At 65.1% G+C, this 15,940-nt stretch carries 15 protein-coding genes and 5 pseudogenes; 8 read left to right on the top strand and 12 right to left on the bottom strand.

Translation table 11 applies throughout. The annotated features are described in order from the left end of the window. Positions 1-46: 46 nt before the first annotated feature. Positions 47-445, top strand: a complete 399-nt coding sequence (locus BN977_RS18220) for a VOC family protein (RefSeq protein WP_036400054.1) — start codon at positions 47-49, stop codon at positions 443-445. A gap of 386 nt (positions 446-831) precedes the next feature. Here the strand turns inward: BN977_RS18220 and BN977_RS33645 are convergent, their stop codons facing one another. The 3 genes from BN977_RS33645 to BN977_RS18235 form a co-directional block, all read right to left on the bottom strand. Further along, positions 832-1,044, bottom strand: coding sequence for a PIN domain-containing protein (locus BN977_RS33645; protein WP_051561632.1), 213 nt, complete (start codon positions 1,042-1,044; stop codon positions 832-834). 153 nt (positions 1,045-1,197) lie between these two features. Continuing rightward, the gene (locus tag BN977_RS18230) at positions 1,198-2,118 is read right to left on the bottom strand and encodes an SMP-30/gluconolactonase/LRE family protein (protein WP_024454679.1); all 921 of its coding nucleotides are present in this window, start codon (positions 2,116-2,118) and stop codon (positions 1,198-1,200) included. Between the two features lie 2 nt (positions 2,119-2,120). Further along, entirely contained in the window at positions 2,121-2,747 is a 627-nt protein-coding gene (locus BN977_RS18235; RefSeq protein ID WP_024454680.1) for a TetR/AcrR family transcriptional regulator, read from the bottom strand. Between the two features lie 68 nt (positions 2,748-2,815). Between BN977_RS18235 and BN977_RS18240 the strand changes: the two genes are divergently transcribed. Beyond that, positions 2,816-3,694, top strand: a complete 879-nt coding sequence (locus BN977_RS18240) for a 3-hydroxyacyl-CoA dehydrogenase family protein (protein WP_024454681.1) — start codon at positions 2,816-2,818, stop codon at positions 3,692-3,694. A gap of 493 nt (positions 3,695-4,187) precedes the next feature. Here BN977_RS18240 and BN977_RS18245 read toward each other — a convergent pair whose 3' ends face one another. Beyond that, positions 4,188-5,219: a DUF4331 family protein gene (locus tag BN977_RS18245; RefSeq protein WP_024454682.1), complete on the bottom strand. Its 1,032-nt coding sequence runs from the start codon at positions 5,217-5,219 to the stop codon at positions 4,188-4,190. A gap of 212 nt (positions 5,220-5,431) precedes the next feature. After that, entirely contained in the window at positions 5,432-6,520 is a 1,089-nt protein-coding gene (locus BN977_RS18250; RefSeq protein ID WP_234709627.1) for an NmrA family NAD(P)-binding protein, read from the bottom strand. A gap of 35 nt (positions 6,521-6,555) precedes the next feature. On the opposite strand from BN977_RS18250, the gene BN977_RS18255 reads away from it, so the two are divergent. The 3 genes and pseudogenes from BN977_RS18255 to BN977_RS18265 form a co-directional block, all read left to right on the top strand. Then, positions 6,556-7,296 carry a hypothetical protein gene (locus tag BN977_RS18255; protein WP_024454684.1) on the top strand — a complete coding sequence of 247 codons (741 nt, stop codon included), beginning with the start codon at positions 6,556-6,558 and terminating at the stop codon, positions 7,294-7,296. 103 nt (positions 7,297-7,399) lie between these two features. Beyond that, complete coding sequence (locus tag BN977_RS18260; protein WP_024454685.1) at positions 7,400-8,023, top strand: TetR/AcrR family transcriptional regulator; 624 nt, start codon at positions 7,400-7,402, stop codon at positions 8,021-8,023. Positions 8,024-8,276: 253 nt separating this feature from the next. Further along, positions 8,277-8,552 (top strand): annotated as a pseudogene (locus BN977_RS18265) (tautomerase family protein); the annotation flags it as partial. A gap of 31 nt (positions 8,553-8,583) precedes the next feature. On the opposite strand, the pseudogene BN977_RS33650 reads toward BN977_RS18265, so the two are convergent. Continuing rightward, positions 8,584-9,279 (bottom strand): annotated as a pseudogene (locus tag BN977_RS33650) (aldo/keto reductase). Between the two features lie 101 nt (positions 9,280-9,380). Then, positions 9,381-9,662: pseudogene (locus BN977_RS33585) on the bottom strand (aldo/keto reductase); the annotation flags it as partial. 173 nt (positions 9,663-9,835) lie between these two features. Here BN977_RS33585 and BN977_RS33655 point away from each other — a divergent pair. The 3 genes and pseudogenes from BN977_RS33655 to BN977_RS33660 all read left to right on the top strand — a co-directional run. After that, positions 9,836-10,087: pseudogene (locus BN977_RS33655) on the top strand (AraC family transcriptional regulator); the annotation flags it as partial. A gap of 26 nt (positions 10,088-10,113) precedes the next feature. Further along, complete coding sequence (locus BN977_RS33510) at positions 10,114-10,539, top strand: AraC family transcriptional regulator (RefSeq protein WP_268817621.1); 426 nt, start codon at positions 10,114-10,116, stop codon at positions 10,537-10,539. Between the two features lie 15 nt (positions 10,540-10,554). After that, positions 10,555-10,935, top strand: a pseudogene (locus BN977_RS33660) (helix-turn-helix domain-containing protein); the annotation flags it as partial. Between the two features lie 161 nt (positions 10,936-11,096). Here the strand turns inward: BN977_RS33660 and BN977_RS18280 are convergent. From BN977_RS18280 to BN977_RS18295, 5 genes are all read right to left on the bottom strand, one after another. Then, positions 11,097-11,495 carry a type II toxin-antitoxin system VapC family toxin gene (locus tag BN977_RS18280; protein ID WP_036400060.1) on the bottom strand — a complete coding sequence of 133 codons (399 nt, stop codon included), beginning with the start codon at positions 11,493-11,495 and terminating at the stop codon, positions 11,097-11,099. 20 nt (positions 11,496-11,515) lie between these two features. Continuing rightward, complete coding sequence (locus BN977_RS31995) at positions 11,516-11,752, bottom strand: type II toxin-antitoxin system Phd/YefM family antitoxin (protein ID WP_081664526.1); 237 nt, start codon at positions 11,750-11,752, stop codon at positions 11,516-11,518. 100 nt (positions 11,753-11,852) lie between these two features. Further along, complete coding sequence (locus BN977_RS18285; protein ID WP_051561634.1) at positions 11,853-13,004, bottom strand: S-methyl thiohydantoin desulfurase family protein; 1,152 nt, start codon at positions 13,002-13,004, stop codon at positions 11,853-11,855. Then, the gene (locus BN977_RS18290) at positions 13,001-14,566 is read right to left on the bottom strand and encodes a hydantoinase/oxoprolinase N-terminal domain-containing protein (protein ID WP_234709639.1); all 1,566 of its coding nucleotides are present in this window, start codon (positions 14,564-14,566) and stop codon (positions 13,001-13,003) included. Before BN977_RS18290 ends, BN977_RS18285 begins: the two co-directional genes overlap by 4 nt. After that, positions 14,566-15,903, bottom strand: a complete 1,338-nt coding sequence (locus BN977_RS18295) for a purine-cytosine permease family protein (protein WP_051561635.1) — start codon at positions 15,901-15,903, stop codon at positions 14,566-14,568. Before BN977_RS18295 ends, BN977_RS18290 begins: the two co-directional genes overlap by 1 nt. Between the last annotated feature and the right edge of the window lie 37 nt (positions 15,904-15,940).

Below are 15,940 nucleotides of genomic sequence, written 5' to 3' on the forward strand. Positions count from 1 at the left end.
TGCGGCTTCGGCTCCGGCGTCAGCTTCCACCAGTTACCATCAGGCCGTGCTGGGTCATCTCGGCGTCAACGTGCCCGACCTCGCGGCGGCTCGACGATATTACGACGAGCTCATGCCGCTGGTTGGATTCGAGCCGTTCCTCGACGCGGACGATCAGATCGCGTTCCGGCCAACCGGAGGCAAGCCGGGGACCTACATTTTTCTCTACCCGTCAGGTGAACCGGGTGATTATTCGCGCCACCGACCGGGTCTTCAGCACCTGGCGTTCATGGTCGGGACACGGTCGGCGGTTCCCCGTGTGCACGAGGCCGTAATCCAACTCGATGGCGTCGTACTCCATGAGCCGCAATCGTTCCCGGAATACCCGCCGCCGTACTTCGCCACGTTCTGGCTGGACCCTTTCGGCCTCATGCTGGAAGCCGTGTGCCATCACGACCGAGACTGAAGCCCGTCGCAGCGCACCGAGACGCTCGAGGTCAATTCGTCACTGTGACGTTTTGACGTTGACGAGAGGCGTTGGGAGAGAGCTGGAATGGGTTCGACCATCGACAGTTCGGCCGACGGCGGCCGATGCGCCCGGGCCGCCAACGGTGCCGAGCGTCCAGGCAAGCCCGCTGGTCATGGCTGACGACGAACGCGCATAAAACAGCCGCACTCCGCGACGATCGCCGAATCAGCAGCGGGGCCAGGCGCTCGAATGGTCACGCGGTCGCAGCGCTATGCGGTCCGCCTGTTCGGATACGCCCACCGTGATATGTGCCGATAAGCCACATTATGTCAACTAAATCAATATAAGTTGCCGTGCCGCCCAGGGCTTTTGAAGTCAAACAGTCAGATGGCCCCCTGTTCCAGAACCCATTGGTGCCGGAACGGTAGTACCTCTGCGGCAACCTCAAAGTCGGCGTCATAGTGAATCAGCGTCACATCATGAGCCTCTGCGAGGGTAGCGATCAGGAGGTCGGCCATGCCGACGGCGCGGTGGCGCCCAGTGCTGGCCAGCTGGCGAGAGCAGGCGCCATCGTGAAGCCCGGCGACCCGCGACATCCTTCGAGAAGCGACAGCGCGAGCCTCGAATTCTACGCTGTCTCAATGTCATTGACTCGGACATGGCTTAGCCAATGTAGAGGTCCCCGGATGGCTTTGTCGCGAGCTACTCCCCGGCCAACCGACGCGGGAGTTGGGCGTTGCTGACGAATATCAGTGGACTAGTGCGATTCCTGTGGCGGCACCGGCCAGGACGGCGATGACTCGCGTGTTGCCGGTGGACAGGTCGACTTGCCGGATGGCGCCGGATAGGTCCGAGACGTAGGCAACGTTGTTGGGCAGGTCGAGTGCCACGCCGATGGCTTCGGAGAAGCCGTGCGCGATGATGTCGGGGGTTACTCCCCTGTCGCCCGGTTCGGGAACGTGGGCACGGTTGAGCGTGTTGCCGTTGGGTGGTGTTCCCCGGTCGGTCCAGTACAGGATCTGGTGTTCCTCGTTGAGTTCCAGGTCGATTGGTTCGGGCAGACCGTCCCATAGAATTTCGATGTCCGTCCGTGCCTCTGGCGGTGTCCCCTGCGGAATGTCGAGTGGGGCGCGCAGTATTCGGCCTTTGCCGCCGTCGGACGGCCCCTTCTGGGTCCAGTACAGCCAGTCGTTCGTGGGGTCGACCGCAATGCCGACGCATTCCCGCTCAGCGGCTGGAAGGTCTGCGTTCGCGTTGTCGATCAGGCGGGTGACCGCGGTGCCATCACGCTCGCAGCGGTAGACCGCACCTCCTTCCCGGTCACACCAGAACAGCCGGCCTGTTCGTGGATCAGTGGCCAGTTGTTTTCCTGTTGTGAAGCGTCCCCTGTCGACGACGATCTCGGGTGCTCCGCCGGTGAGTGCTACCCGTTGGATGGAGCCGTTGCGTGCGGTGAATGGTGGTTCGTGTGCTGGTTCCAGCGGCGTGTCCGGCCGACCCATGAGGGTGAAGTAGGCGTAGCCCTCGGCTTCGTCGACGATGATGCCGTCCGGTGCCTCCTCGAGCCCGGTGGCCAGGTCGTGACTCTCGCCTGTGGCGACGTCTATGCGGTGGACGCTGCCGCGAATCAGGTCCAGTGCGTAGAGCCGGGGTGGCGGTTCGGTTGTCATGGCTACTCCTGTGTGCGCGTCGACCGGGTCGGGGCTTGTTCTGAGATTCCTTTGAGTGCTGCAAGGAAGGCGTTGCGGCGCAAAGCCTGTGTGGGGTCGTCGATGATCGCCAGCTGCAACACTGCTCCGACGTTGGCCGCGATGACGACCTGTGCGGCGACGTCGAGGGCAACGGTCAAACGCCGGCCTGCCGCCCGCACAGTGGCATCGATGAACGGTTCGATGCCTTGGCGAAGTTGATCGCTGTGTGACCGCAAGGCTGCTGCGATGTCCTCGCGGCCGCGCGCGCGCACCGCGAAGGACGCGCGAATCACATACCAGTCGACGTCGGCCGGGATGAGGTCCACGAGCGCGTCGGCGGCTTCCTCCAGCGTCGCGGTCGTGGTCTGCGGCGAGGCGTCGGCCATCCGCGCGAGCAGGTCGGCGCTCGCGCGCTCGTAGAGGGCGAAGAAGACATCCTCGACGGTCTTGAAATTCGAGTAGAACGCGCCCCGGGTGAATCCTGATGTGCGACAGATGTCGTCGATGGAGACCTGGGTCGTTCCGTGCCGGGCGAACAATTCCGCAGAAGCATCCAGCAGCCGGTTGCGGGTGTTCGTCCGCTTGCGTTGGACTGTCTCGTCGGTCACTGCTGACCCCTTTCCGGCTCGGTCCGATTCATAATATACTCAATACATTCTGAATCGGAAGGCTCGCCATGAATGTCACACCCCCCACCAACGTCACTGACCGCCCCGTTACCGTCATCGGCGCCGGCACCTTGGGTCGACGCATCGCCGCGGTATTCGCCGCGGCGGGCAGCGCCGTCCGACTCGTCGATACAGACGCCGGGCAGCGCGACGATGCGCTGCGGTATGTGGCCGATCAACTGCCCGCGCTGACCGCACGCACCGGGCGACAACCGGGCCGGGTCTCGGCCGAGGCCGACATCGATGCCGCCGTGCCGGGAGCGTGGCTGATCATCGAGGCGGTGCCGGAACGTCTGGACATCAAGCGGCCCCTGTTCGGAGCACTGGATCGAGTGGCCGACTTCGACGCCATCCTGGCTACGAACTCCTCGTCCTACGCCTCTCGTTTGATCGTCGACGAGGTGGCACATCGCCATCGGGTGCTCAACATGCATTTCGCCCTGCCTCCGCAGAACATGGCGGTCGAACTGATGTCGGACGGCGAGACCGATCCTGCGGTCATCGATTTCCTCGAGTCACGGTTGCCCGAGTTCGGTTTGTTGCCCTTCGTCGCACGCAAGGAGAGCACCGGATTCATCTTCAACCGCATCTGGGCAGCCATCAAACGGGAGTCTCTGCAGGTGGTGGCAGAGGGGGTGAGCACACCAGAAGAGGTGGACGCGATCATGGTCGCGAACATGGCGATCGCCGAGGGCCCGTTTCGACTGATGGACCGGGTGGGTCTTGACATCGTCCTGGATATCGAAGATCACTACGCGGCCGAGAATCCCCACCTGCCCGATGGCCCTCGGCGACTGTTGCACGAGTACGTGGACTCCGGCCGGCTCGGAGCCAAAACTGGCCAAGGGTTCTATGAGTGGCCCGACCAATCCGCTGCGCGGAGGTAAGCCAACGCTGTGCCGGTACGTCGTGAAGGGGTCGCGGCTCGCTCGGCGGCGGCGGAGTGTTGTCCTCCTCCCGGTGCGGTGGGCGGATAACGGGCCGCCGTCCGGCATCTGTTGTTTCCCAGACTCGCTGTTTCTTACTGAGAACGATTGGAGTCGCCCGTGTCGCGATGACGGCGCCGACCACCCCGACCGGTTCCTTGACCACCAGGGTCTGGCCGTAGGGATTCGTGCCAGGATCGCGCGTCGGCGAAACCGGCGTAATCGACGACAGGGACCTGGCCCTCGTAGCGGTTGCGTGCGTCGTCGTAGTTCCCGGGCAGGGGATCGTCAGACGCCGTGATGCATGGTCTACACCGCGTGCCTCAGTCATGGGAGCACCTTTCGTCGTCTGGCGCCGCAACGGTGGTGCGGTTGTTGAGCGCCACCGCAGGTTCGGCGGGTCAGCGGCGGCCGGTGTTGGTGGGTGGTCGAGGGGTGTGGTCAGGGCTGCGGGTCAGCGCAAGACGGGTACGTACGGGAACGTCGTGGTGGGTGGTGTGGTGACCGATTCCTTGCCGATGCCGAGGCTGACTGGTGTGTTGGTGACGAGGCTGAACATCACGTCAGGGGCGTTATCGATCAGTGAGCGGCCGTTGAAGCCGGCGAAGCTGAAGGCGGCGGGTGTGCCGACGGTGTAGGGCAGAATGTTGGGGAACAGCCGGGCGGCGATGACGGCGCCGTGGGTTTGGGGATCGGTGGCGGTGCCGTGGGCGGCAATGACGGCGGCCAATTTGGCGGCCACGGAGGGGCCGTAGGTGGCGTAGTCGTCGCGGGGTTGGCCGGCGTTGAGGTCGTCGCCGAGGCGTTCGTCAAATTGGGTGAACAGGGGATGGATCATCGGGAGCCCGACTCGGTTGATCGAGCGCCACCCGCCGGCGTCGGTGCCCAGTGAGGCGACCGCCCACACTCCGATGCGGCCGTCGTCGCGGCGCGAGGTCAGTTCAGTGTCGGGCACTTCCAGCACCAGCGAGTACACGCTGTGGCCGGCGAACAGGTTGGTGGCCTGCTCGCGGCGCCAGCCGGACAAGTCCAGGGCAGTGCCGTCCTGCACGGCGTGGCCTATGGCGTGCAGGACGTCGGGTTCGATCCAGAACGGGTCGCCGGCGCGGCCGGCCCAGACTCGGATACCAGTGGCGCCGGTGGTCTCCTGGCCGGTGGTTCCGGCGAGCAGACGTGTTCCGTCGGCGAAGGGATCGCTCGCCTGTGCGCCGGAGGTGCGCAGCAGGGTGAAGTCCTGGCGCTCGTCGGGAGTGCGGTCGGTGAAGGTGAAACGGTACGTGAGGTCTTCGATCGCGTCACCGTCGAGGTCGATCTTCAATTCGTACATGCCTTCGGGGTGAAAGCCCGGTGCGGGAATGTCGCCGCCCATGGAGTGACAGACGTTGATGATCAGCACTGTGCCGCTCTCGCCGCGGAACAGATAGAGGTCGGTGATGTCGAGGCGGATGTCTTGGCGGGCGATGGGCGAGTCGAGATGGTGGGACATGGTGTGGGCTCCGGTTGGTGTCGTGGGGTCATGCGTGTTCGGCGGTGATGTGGGCGTCGTTGAGGACGGTGATTTGCTCGCGGTAATAACGACATCCGCTGAGCACCTCGGTGCCTTAAGCGCCGAGCAGGGGCACCGGTGATCCGCGGGGTAGCCGCAGAGTGCGGCGCCGCGCGAGAACGCAAACCTCGGCGGCTGTGCCAGGCGCGCCGCTATGTAGCGCGTCGTCCCGACATCGACGCCGCGACCGCGTCCGCGGCGAACTGGTCGCGGTGGGTGCTCAGGTAGTCGCGCAGCGATATCGGTTCGCGCCCGATGAGTGCGCGCAGGGCATCCGGGTCGGCCGGCAGCGACGCCGCTCCGAGCACCGACACCGCGTGACCGATCGACGAAATATGCTGCGCCATAGCCTCGTTGACGACCTCTTCGCCGACGCGGCCGGACATGTCGACGAGTTCTTGGTGCCAATCGTGCTTGTTGATCGGCTCGAAAGTGATCTCGGTGTCCAGCACGTCGCTGAGGATATCGGCAACCTCGTAGTGGCTGAACATCTCGAAGCCCTGGGGCCAGACCACAGCATCGGTGAACCGTGCGGGGTGCAGCAGCGCGACGACACCGAGTTCGGCGGCGTCCTGGCCGCTGATCCACGCCATCTTCACCGACCCGAAAGAGTTGCGGAACCGCTGCTCGCGCCGGATCGACGACGCGTGCAACACTTGCAGATTCTGGTGAAACAAGGCACTGACCCGCAAGATCGTCAAATCCAAACCGGCCCACTCCATGACTTGCTCTGCCAGCCATTGCGCCTTGCCCAGATCACTGGGATGGTCCTTTTGCGCCGGCCCCATCGACATGACCACTGTGCGCGGAAAGCGGCCGACATCGCGCACCGCGGCTGCGTAATTCGCCGCCGCGTCCACCACTCCCGCGGCGATCGGATAGGTGAAGTACGCCAAGTCGACGCCATCGAGCGCGGGCACAAGGGTGCGTCGATCATGAAGGTCACCGACCACCACCTCGGCGCCCAATCCCTCCAGTCGTCGGGTGCGCTCACTGCGCGTGCGGGCCAACACCCGCACCACCTGCCCTTCCTCCCGCAGCCGCGCCACCAGGTACTCACCAGTGTTGCCGTGGCGCCCGGTGGCGCCGATCACCAAGATCGGGTGGTCGTTGCTCTTAGCCAATGTTGCTTTCCTTTCATGCAATACGCCGCCGGCTTCTATCGCGATTGCATGAGGTCCGCACAAATGCGCGGCGGCGTCAATGAACGTGTCGGCGGTGACGCTACCGCGCAACGTCAAGGTTGTAAACCGATCTGTATGGTTTACTTGGGCGTGTGACCGACACCCGACTTGCCGCCTTGCTCACCGACGTCCTCGACGCCCACGGCGGCCTCACCCGTTGGCAGGCCTACGATCACCTCGACGCGGAACTGGTCAGCGGCGGCCTGCTTTACGACCTTAAAGGCCAGCACACCGACCAAACCCCACGGCGCGTGCGAGTGCGGCTAGGTCGGATTGCCACATCCATCGAGCCATTCGGCGCCGCTGATCAGCGACTGAACTTCACCGCAACGCGCACGGCCATCGAGAAACTCGACGGCACTGTCGTCGCCGAAGGCGCCGACGTACGGCCCAGCTTCGCCGGCCACACAATCAGCACCTCCTGGACAGCGCTGCAGCGCGCCTACTTCAGCGGGTATGCGCTGTGGAACTACCTCAACTGCCCATTCCTGCTCTCGCTTCCCCAAATCCGTCTGCACCCGCTGGAACCAGTCGAGCACCGCGGCGTAGACTTGGTCGGCATCGGGGCCGAGTTTCCGGCCAACGTCCCTGCCCACAGCCGCCGACAGCGGTTCTACTTCGACGCCGGGCGCCTGCTGCGCCGCCACGACTACCGCGTTGACATCGCCGGCTCCTTTCCCGCCAGCCAGTTCCTCAGCGACTACACCATCGCCGACGGATTCCCGGTCGCCCTGAGCCGCCGCGCCTTTCGCACCAACGACACCAGCGATCTCGTTTGCTCCGACACCCCCATGGTCGCCATGCGCTTCACCGACATTCGCTTCAGCAAGTGATCACACCACCCACCCATCGGCGCATAGAGATCGATCACGTGCAAAGCGGGTTAACGCACTGCGCGCGTTGCCACTGGTAGACAATTCTGTATGCTTAATCGCTGTGAGCAGCTCAGCGGCAACTACTCCCGGAACCCGACGAAAGGGCCGGGGCGCCCGCGAACGCATCACCGCAGCGGCCTCGGAACTGTTCTACCGCCGCGGCATCCACGCCACCGGCGTCGACGCGCTGATCGCGCAGGCTCAGGTGTCCAAGCGCACGTTCTACCAGCACTTCGCCAGCAAGAATGACCTGATCGAAACGTATCTGCGCGATATCGAGGAGCGCGGTGGCTCCCCCATGGAACGACGCCTGCAACTCGACCTTGCCCCCCGCGAACGCCTACTGGCCATCTTCGACGCCGCCACGGTGAAGCGGTTTCGCGGCTGCCCGTTCCACAACGCGGTCGTTGAGATCGCCGGCGAACTCGACGCTGTCGACGACATCGTGCGCGCCCACAAACAGCGCTTCACCGAACAGTTGACCGCCGTCGCCGGCCGCGCCGGCGCGCTGGATCCATGGCAACTTGCGCAACAGCTCCTCGTGTTGTTTGAAGGCGCCACCGCCCTGGCCACCACCCTCAACGACCTCTCCCCCATGGTGCACGCCCGTACCGCGGCCGCCCAGCTCATCGACAACGCATGCCGCCAGAGCGCCGACGACCCGCGACAGACCCCGAACGACTAAGCACCCACTCCGCCGTCGCAGCCGGGCTGCGAAGACACCGAGCGCCGGACGGTCTCACTGCGCAGACGGCAGTGCGTCCAGCCCGCATTCATAGAACGGCCCCGCTCGTGCAGCCGAGTCTGTCGCCATACGGAAGTGACAACTTCATTGAGACAGATCAGACCAAGAACGTCTCAGTTAAGCTGGCAGCTTCGCAGGTGGCGGATGCCAACCTGACTGAGGCCGGACAGTCTTCACCCATCACTTCCAAAGGTTTATCTCCTTGGAGCAAGCTGACTTTCGCGTCAGTCCTCGCTATCCCGATTTGCAGAAACCTCGCACGGACGATGTCCTGATGATCGAAGCCGTGCCTTCGTCAGGGACCGCCGAAGACAGGAAGCGCTCGCTGCTCTCTGCAATCGTGACTCACCTGCAGACGGCTGGAATCAACCCCGACGACGTCATGGTCTTCTTCGGCGAGATCGACCGGGCCAACAGTTCCTTTGGTGGTGGCAGCCCCGCCCTGCCCGTCGAGGTAGTTCCTGACTAGGGGCGCGCGCGACAACGGCTCAGCCGTGTGTTCAGTAGCGGGCCGCGTTGGCGTGCAACAACGGCGAGACGGACGAAGGGATTCCGTCCACCGTGGCCCCGGCGAACTGCAGCGACCGCGATAGCATTCGGTTGTTGTGTGCCGGGAAGTTCAACGACGGCGTTGACACCTCGTCCAGCGTGGCTCTCTGGGTATCGGTGAGCGTCAAGTCGAGGGCGGCGAGATTGGCTTGGAGTTGGTCCAAGCGGCGTGCGCCGAGCAGGGTCGAGGTGATCCCTGGCCGACCCAGTATCCACGCCAGGGCCACCGCGGCAGAGCTGGCGCCTACCTCGTGGGCAACCTCGTTGAGAACGTCGATTACGGCGTAGTCGGCAGTGCTTGGCGCGCCGACCAACTGGGCGCGGGTGGTGTCCACCGCGCCGGTGGTGCTGCTGGAGTACTTGCCCGATAGAAATCCGCTTCGCAGCGGACCCCACGCCATCACCCATACCCATCGCCCGGGCCATGGGTATCAACTCTCCTTCCGAGGTCCGTTCGAGAAGGTTGTACTCGAGCTGCAGTGCGATGACGGGAGCCCAGCCCGGGTGCGCGCAATAGTGGCCGCCTCCGCCGTCGCCCACGCGGGGACGTCGGAGAAACCGACATAGCGGATCTTGCCGTCGCTGACCAGATCGTCCAGCGCTCGCAGGGTCTCCTCCACTGGCGTGGTCGGATCGAAATTGTGCATCCAATAGACGTCGACGTAGTCGGTGCGCAAACGGCGCAACGAGTTTTGCAGCTGTTGCACGATCGCCTTACGGCCGGGTCCACCCCGTTCGGGTCGTTCTCGTAGAGGTTGGCGAAGAACTTCGTGCCGATGACGACCCGGTCGCGTAGCGCGGACTTGCCGTAGAAGTATTCGCCGACGATCGCCTCGGCATGGCCGTTGGTGTAGATGTTGGCCGTGTCGATCGAGTTGCCTCCTTGGTCTAGGTAGGCCGCCAGGATCGACTTGGAATCCTCCGGGCTGCTACCCCAGCCGTGATCTTCGCCGAAGGTCATGGTGCCGAGGGTGAAGGGGCTGATTCGCAATCCCGAGCGGCCGAGTGTGGCGTAGGAACTCAGCGACATGGTGGGTCCTCAACCTTCGAGTCATGGAGCCGGTGGACACGTTGTGTGGCATCTGAAGTCAACTACCTTGAGCCTCGGTGACCTAGACAGATGTGTGCAGATCGTTGAACGATCCGCTCAACTTTGTTCGAATCGTGCACCGCACCGGCAGGTGCCCATGCATCACTGGGCCGATGGACCACCTGGGCAAACTGCGTGCGCGTATCGCGCGACTAGCCGCGACGGGCGACGGGCCGGTGTGCGTCGAGGGAATCACGGTCTTGTCGACTGAGCACCCGACTGAACCAGTGGGCTCGATCAACGAACCGGTGTTCGCCCTCGTTGCCCAAGGGGTGAAGCGGGTCGTCGTCGGCGAGCACGTCTTCGACTTCCGTGCGGGCCAATATCTCACCGTCACCGTTGATCTTCCGGTGACATCGCAAATCACCCATGCCTTCGCGCCGAGCCGTACCTGGTGTTCGGGCTGCCCCTCGAACCCGCCGTCATTACCGCGCTGCTGGTGGAAGCTGGTCCCGGTCTGGCCCGCCGGCACAGTGGACCCGCCATCGCGGTCACCTACGCCGACCACGATCTGATCGACGCCGTCGTCCGACTTCTTCGCCTCGTCGACCAGCCACGCGATTTCGCAGTCCTGTCGCCCGGCGTGCGTCGTGAAATCCACTGGCGCCTGCTCAACGGTCCCCAGGCGTCACTCGTCAGAGAAATCGGGCTGGTCCAGAGCCCTCTAGCCGTCGTCACTCACGCGATCGAATGGCTCAAGGCGCAATTCGACGAGGTCATCCGCATCGACGACCTTGCAGACGCTGTAGGCGTAAGTGTGTCGTCACTCAACCGGCATTTCGGAGCAACGACGGCAATGAGCCCGCTGCAGTACTAAAAGCACCTCCGACTCCAACGGGCACGCATCGAGCTGATGACCTCACCGCGCGATGTCGCCGCCATCGGACACTCCGTGGGCTATGACAGCCCGTCGCAGTTCAGCCGCGAATACCGGCGTATGTTCGGCATTCCGCCAGGACGGGACGCCATGCGCCAGCAGACCACGTCACTCGCCACGGAACAAACGCCCTGTGGAGCACGGTGCGTCTCGGGAGCGCCCCGCGGACCGTCTCGAACACCTTCGCCTTCCTGCCCTCCGCCAAATGCACATGCCTCTCTGACCCCGCAGACTACGACACGATCCTGCATCGGCTCTGAGACAGCGACCGCCCGCCAGCGGGGACAACGCACGGTACCTTCGCATGACAGCAAATCACCGGTAAGCATCGCCTGAGCCGGTAGCCGCGGACCCGCACAGAGGTGAAGTGCGCCCCGGCACATCCAAAAGGCAGAACGTTGATCGGTAGCTATAGGAATACCGCGGAATCGGATACAGCGGGTGACCAGTATCTCCTTTATTTGCGTTGCCGCCCAGGGCTGTTCAGCGTCTCCGCCCTATCGGCGGTGCGGGTGTGTGACTGACCGTAGTTCCAGTCGAGGGATTCCTGCGAAGTCGGAGGGATTGCACGTGTACAGCGGCACTGCATGTGCGATTGCGGTCGCCGCGATGAGCGCGTCGTAGGCGCGCGCGGCTGGCTTGCGTCCCGACGCGCGCAGCGCAGCCGCTACAGCTCCAAACGTCCGGGCGCAATCTCCATCGAACGGCAGGACGTCGAAGTCCGCCTCGGCTTGCTGTAGGTGCTGCTGCCGGGCACTGCGCTCTGCATCGTCGTTGGCGACGTGTGTACCTACGGACAGCTCGGCCAGCGTGATCGCGCTGATCACCGATTCATCGGGAAGCTCGGCTGGGTCAGATAGCTGACCCAAAAGGATCACAGTGGAGGTATCCAGCATCCCCCGACTTTGGCTTTGTGTCACAGCGACGGGTCGATGAGGTTGTCTATGTCGCGTCGGAAGGCATCCGGGTCCACTGGCGGAAAATTCTTGCGGCGACGAATAAGTTCCGCAGGTCCTGCGCTCGAACGAGGCAGCGGCCGTAGCTCGGCAACGGGCGTCCCGTCCCGAGTAATGACGATGCGCTCGCCATGCTCGACGCGGCGCAGAACGTCTCCTCCACTGTTGCGTAGTTCGCGCACTGTGACCGCATCCATGTTTGCAGTGTATCACCGGTGAGACGCCCAGGAGCAGCACTCATAGCGCCCGTTCACCAGACAGGAGCAGCAGGATCTCTTCGATCACGCGCCTCGAGGCTTACCTCGCCGGCGGCGCGGGTAGCGAGATGAGCTGGCTTTCGCATGGCGTCGAGTGGGCGGTCAGTTCCTCCAGCGGTACCCACGGGTGGTCAATTCCGAATGCGTGCGGCCCCCACACCGCCAGCGCCTCCGGCGTGTGCATGATCTGCGGGGTGGCGATGCCGACGACGCGTACCCGCTGACCGAATCGCAGTGCTTCGCTGGTGATCGCCGTGCAGGTCTCCAGGTCGAGCACCGTGATCAGATCGGGGACGACCGCGACGACGCGCTCGCCGCGGCGCGCGACGACGTTCTCGTTGCGGAAGTCGATGGTGAGCAGTTCACCCCCGTCGAACGGGGCCAACGTGACCCGGCCCTGGGTGAAGCCCCCGACCACCGACCGCTCGACATCGACGATCTTGCCTTCCAGCAGCGACGTCGCGTAGCCGTAGATCGAGTCGCGAACCGCAGCGACCAGCGCCGCGAACGGGTCGGCGTGCGCTGCCTTTGCCTCCCGGATCGCGCGGCCGATCTGCGCTGCCAGCGACAGCGTGCGCGGGATGCCCGTGCGCTTGAGGTCGGCACCGCTCATCGGGTACTCGGCGATGAACGAGGCACCGCCCATCTCGACGGTGACCACCCGGGCCAAGCGCTCCATCCGGACGTTGTCGTCGCCGGTGTCGACGAGGACCGTGTCGCCTTTCTCGTCGGCGATCACCAGCGGTGACCCGGCGATGCCGTAGACGCCGAACGTCTCCATCTGCAGTTCGGGGAACGCCCGGCCCATCCCGTCGGCGTCGACCACCGGAATACCGGCCCGGGCGGCCACCAGCAGCGGGATCATCGAGTTCAGCCCGCCGCACTCCATCGGCACCGTCGCGTCGGCGGTCCGGCCGAGATGCGCCTCCAGCGTCCGCAACGACGTCACCGCCTCGCTGCCGTTCGACAGCTTCTCGACGACCACGCTGGGGGCGCCCATCATCGCGGTCGAGATGACGAAGTCGTCATCGTCCAACTCGTCCGGGTCGACGATCTCGACCGTCAGTCCCTCGTCGAGTGCCTGCTGCACCAACAACCGGCCCACCAGGGGGTCTCCCCCGCCGCCGGTCGCCATGATCGCCGCGCCGGCCGCCATGTCCGCCAACATCTCCGGCGTCAGCTTGCGGCTCACGCCTGAGCTCCCATCGGCAGATCCCCGACAGCCTTGACGCGGATCCGCACCGCGTTGCCCGGCAAGTAGGCCAACGGCACCTCGTCCACCTCCACGATCTGAATGGACGCCGGGGCCGCGCCCGCCGCCATTGCCCGGTCGACCGCCTCCTGTTTGGCGGTGTCGAGCACCGCCTCGCGTCGGCCGGCAGGCACGCTGAAGATCCGGTCGACCTCGCCGCCGACCTGCGCGATGGCCGCGCCGATGGCGTTGGCGACCGCGAAGTTCTCCGGCCGGTGCACGCTGCGTGCGCAATCCAGTTGCGCCGGAACGAGAATCGAGCCGCCGCCGACAGCCACCACGTCGACCGGGTCGGCGGAGGTCCGCATCCGGTCGACGGTGTCGGTCAGGATCCGCCGCACGGCGGCCAGTGCCGCCCCGATCTGTGCGTCACCGATACCGGCCACCAGCGTCGCGTCACCGATGTCGGCCAATCCGGCGGCGACCACGATGTCGGTGGCCGTCAACGTCGAACCGCCGAACACCACCGCCTCGGAGCCGATGCGGTAGCCGACCGAATCGGGGCCCACCGTGATGCCGTCAGGGCCACCGTGACCGCCCTCGCGTACCCGCGACCCGCCGCCCAGCCCGACCGAAAGTACGTCCGGCATCCGGAAATTCGTGCGGATGCCCTCGACCTCGACCTCGAGGGCGGCTTCCCGCGGATAGCCATTCTGCAGTACCCCGACGTCGGTGGTGGTGCCGCCGACATCGACGACGACGCATTCGGCGAGTCCGGACAGGAACGCCGCACCGCGCATCGAGTTGGTCGGCCCCGAGGCGAACGTGTTCACCGGATACCGGCGGGTGAAATCCAGGTCCATCACCGTGCCGTCGTTCTGCGAGACGAACAGTGGTGCATCGATGCCCAGGTCGCGCATGGCCTTCGTCAACGCCGCACTGATGTCGCGCGCCAGCCCGCGCAGCGCGGCGTTGATGACCGCGGCGTTCTCGCGCTCCAGCAGCCCCAGCCGGCCGATCTGATGGGACAGGGTGACCGGCACACCGGGATGTTTCTGAGCGATCAGATCCTCGGCGAGCAACTCGAACTCCGCGTTGACAGGCGAGTAGATCGACGAAATCGCGATGCTCTGCGCGCCGTTGGACAACGCCTTGTCGACCGCGTCGAGCAGTTCGTTCGGTCGCAGGTCGCTGATCACCCGGCCGTCGAATTCGTGGCCGCCGTGCACCATGTAGGCCTGACCGGCGATCGCCCCGACCATCCGGGCCGGCCACCCCACCAGCGGTGGCAGACCGGAGCCGGCGGGTAAGCCCAGCCGGATGACCGCGGTCGGACTCAGCCGCTGCCCCTCGACGAGTGCGTTGACGAAGTGGGTGGTGCCGATCATCACCGCGGTGGCGGTGCCGACATCCGCACCGGAGAGCTCCCGCAACCGGCCCACGGCGGCAGTGATACCCGAGGTGACATCGGCGGTGGTCGGGGTCTTCGTGCCGGCAATCACGACGCCGTCGTCGAGCAGGACAGCGTCGGTGTTGGTGCCGCCGACGTCGATGCCGATCATCACGCGGCGGCCCCGAATCGCGACGGCTGAATCGAAAGGGGTTTCAGCAGACCGACTTTGGCGAACAGAAAGTAGCCCACCATCGCGACGACCAGCGAGTTGAGCGAGGAGATACCCCAGGTGACGTAGTAGCCCACGGCGGCGGCAAGCAACCACACCACCAGCGTCCCGATGATGAGGGTCGGCTCCTGGGCGGGCAGGCCGGCGGCGCTGCGGTCGAGTTCGGCGCGCCATGTCCGCACCAGGAAGTACTCGGTGGCCATGATGCCGGCGATCGGCGGGATGACCACGCCGAGCACGGTGAGGAAGTCGATGAAGTGGTCGAGGATGCCGAGCGCTGCGAGCACGGATCCGGCGATCCCGACGATGATCGTGACGATGCGACGGTTCACCACCACGCCGAAGGAGGTCTGCAGGGCGTTGACGATCCCGAGAGTCGACGAGTAGAGATTCCAGTCGTTGATCTTGAGCGTGCCGGACACGATGATCAGTGTGCCGACGAAACCCGAACTACTGGTGACGATGTCCACCACGCTGTCGGTGCGCAGCGCATGTGCGAGCAGCACCCCGGCCAGGCACATGACCAGCTCCCCCAGTGTCACGCCCAGCAGGGTCTGCTTCACCACGTCGCGGGCGCTGCGGTTGAACCGCGTCATGTCCGGGGTGGTGACCATGCCGACGATGAAGCCGCCGGCCACCAGGGTCGCCCCGGCGCCCAGCGACAGTACCGGCCCGGCCGGCTGACCCGAGACCAGCGAATGGAGGTCGTACTCGGTGAGCTTCGCGATCACCAGGTAGCCGGCCAGCAGGATGAACGCCGGCACGGTCACGTACGCCACCCACGCCATGGAGTTGAAGCCGTAGATCACGATGGCGGTGACCGCCAGCCCGAACAACAGCGACCACAGCCAGATCGGCCCCACGGGGATGATGGTCTTGAGGCTTTCGGCCGAGACCGCGGTCTGCACGCCGAACCAGCCGGTGAGACTGAGCGCGATGACAATACCGATGAGCCCCGACCCCCACCGGCCGAAACCCGTCCAGCGGGCGATGACCGATGTCGACAAGCCTTCGCGCTGCCCGATGATGCCGGTGAAGACGCCGACGACTTCGAGGATGACCGCGCCGAGCACGACGGCCAGGATCGCGTTGGTGAAGGTCATCCCGAAGCCGAGCGCGGCGCCGAGCATGAATTGCGACAGGCAAGACAGCTGCCCGAAGCGCTGGATGCACACACTGAACCAGTGATGGCGCGCCTCGGCGGGCACGCGGGTGAGCGCATAGTCGTCACCGTGCTCCGACACGGGCGCGACGACCGAGACGTTTCCGGTGGTCATGACGGCTGAGGTTACGACGCCGGAGCGGTGCCGTCAG

This window comes from Mycolicibacterium cosmeticum, assembly GCF_000613185.1.
In the GTDB taxonomy this organism is placed as follows: Bacteria; Actinomycetota; Actinomycetes; order Mycobacteriales; family Mycobacteriaceae; genus Mycobacterium; species Mycobacterium cosmeticum.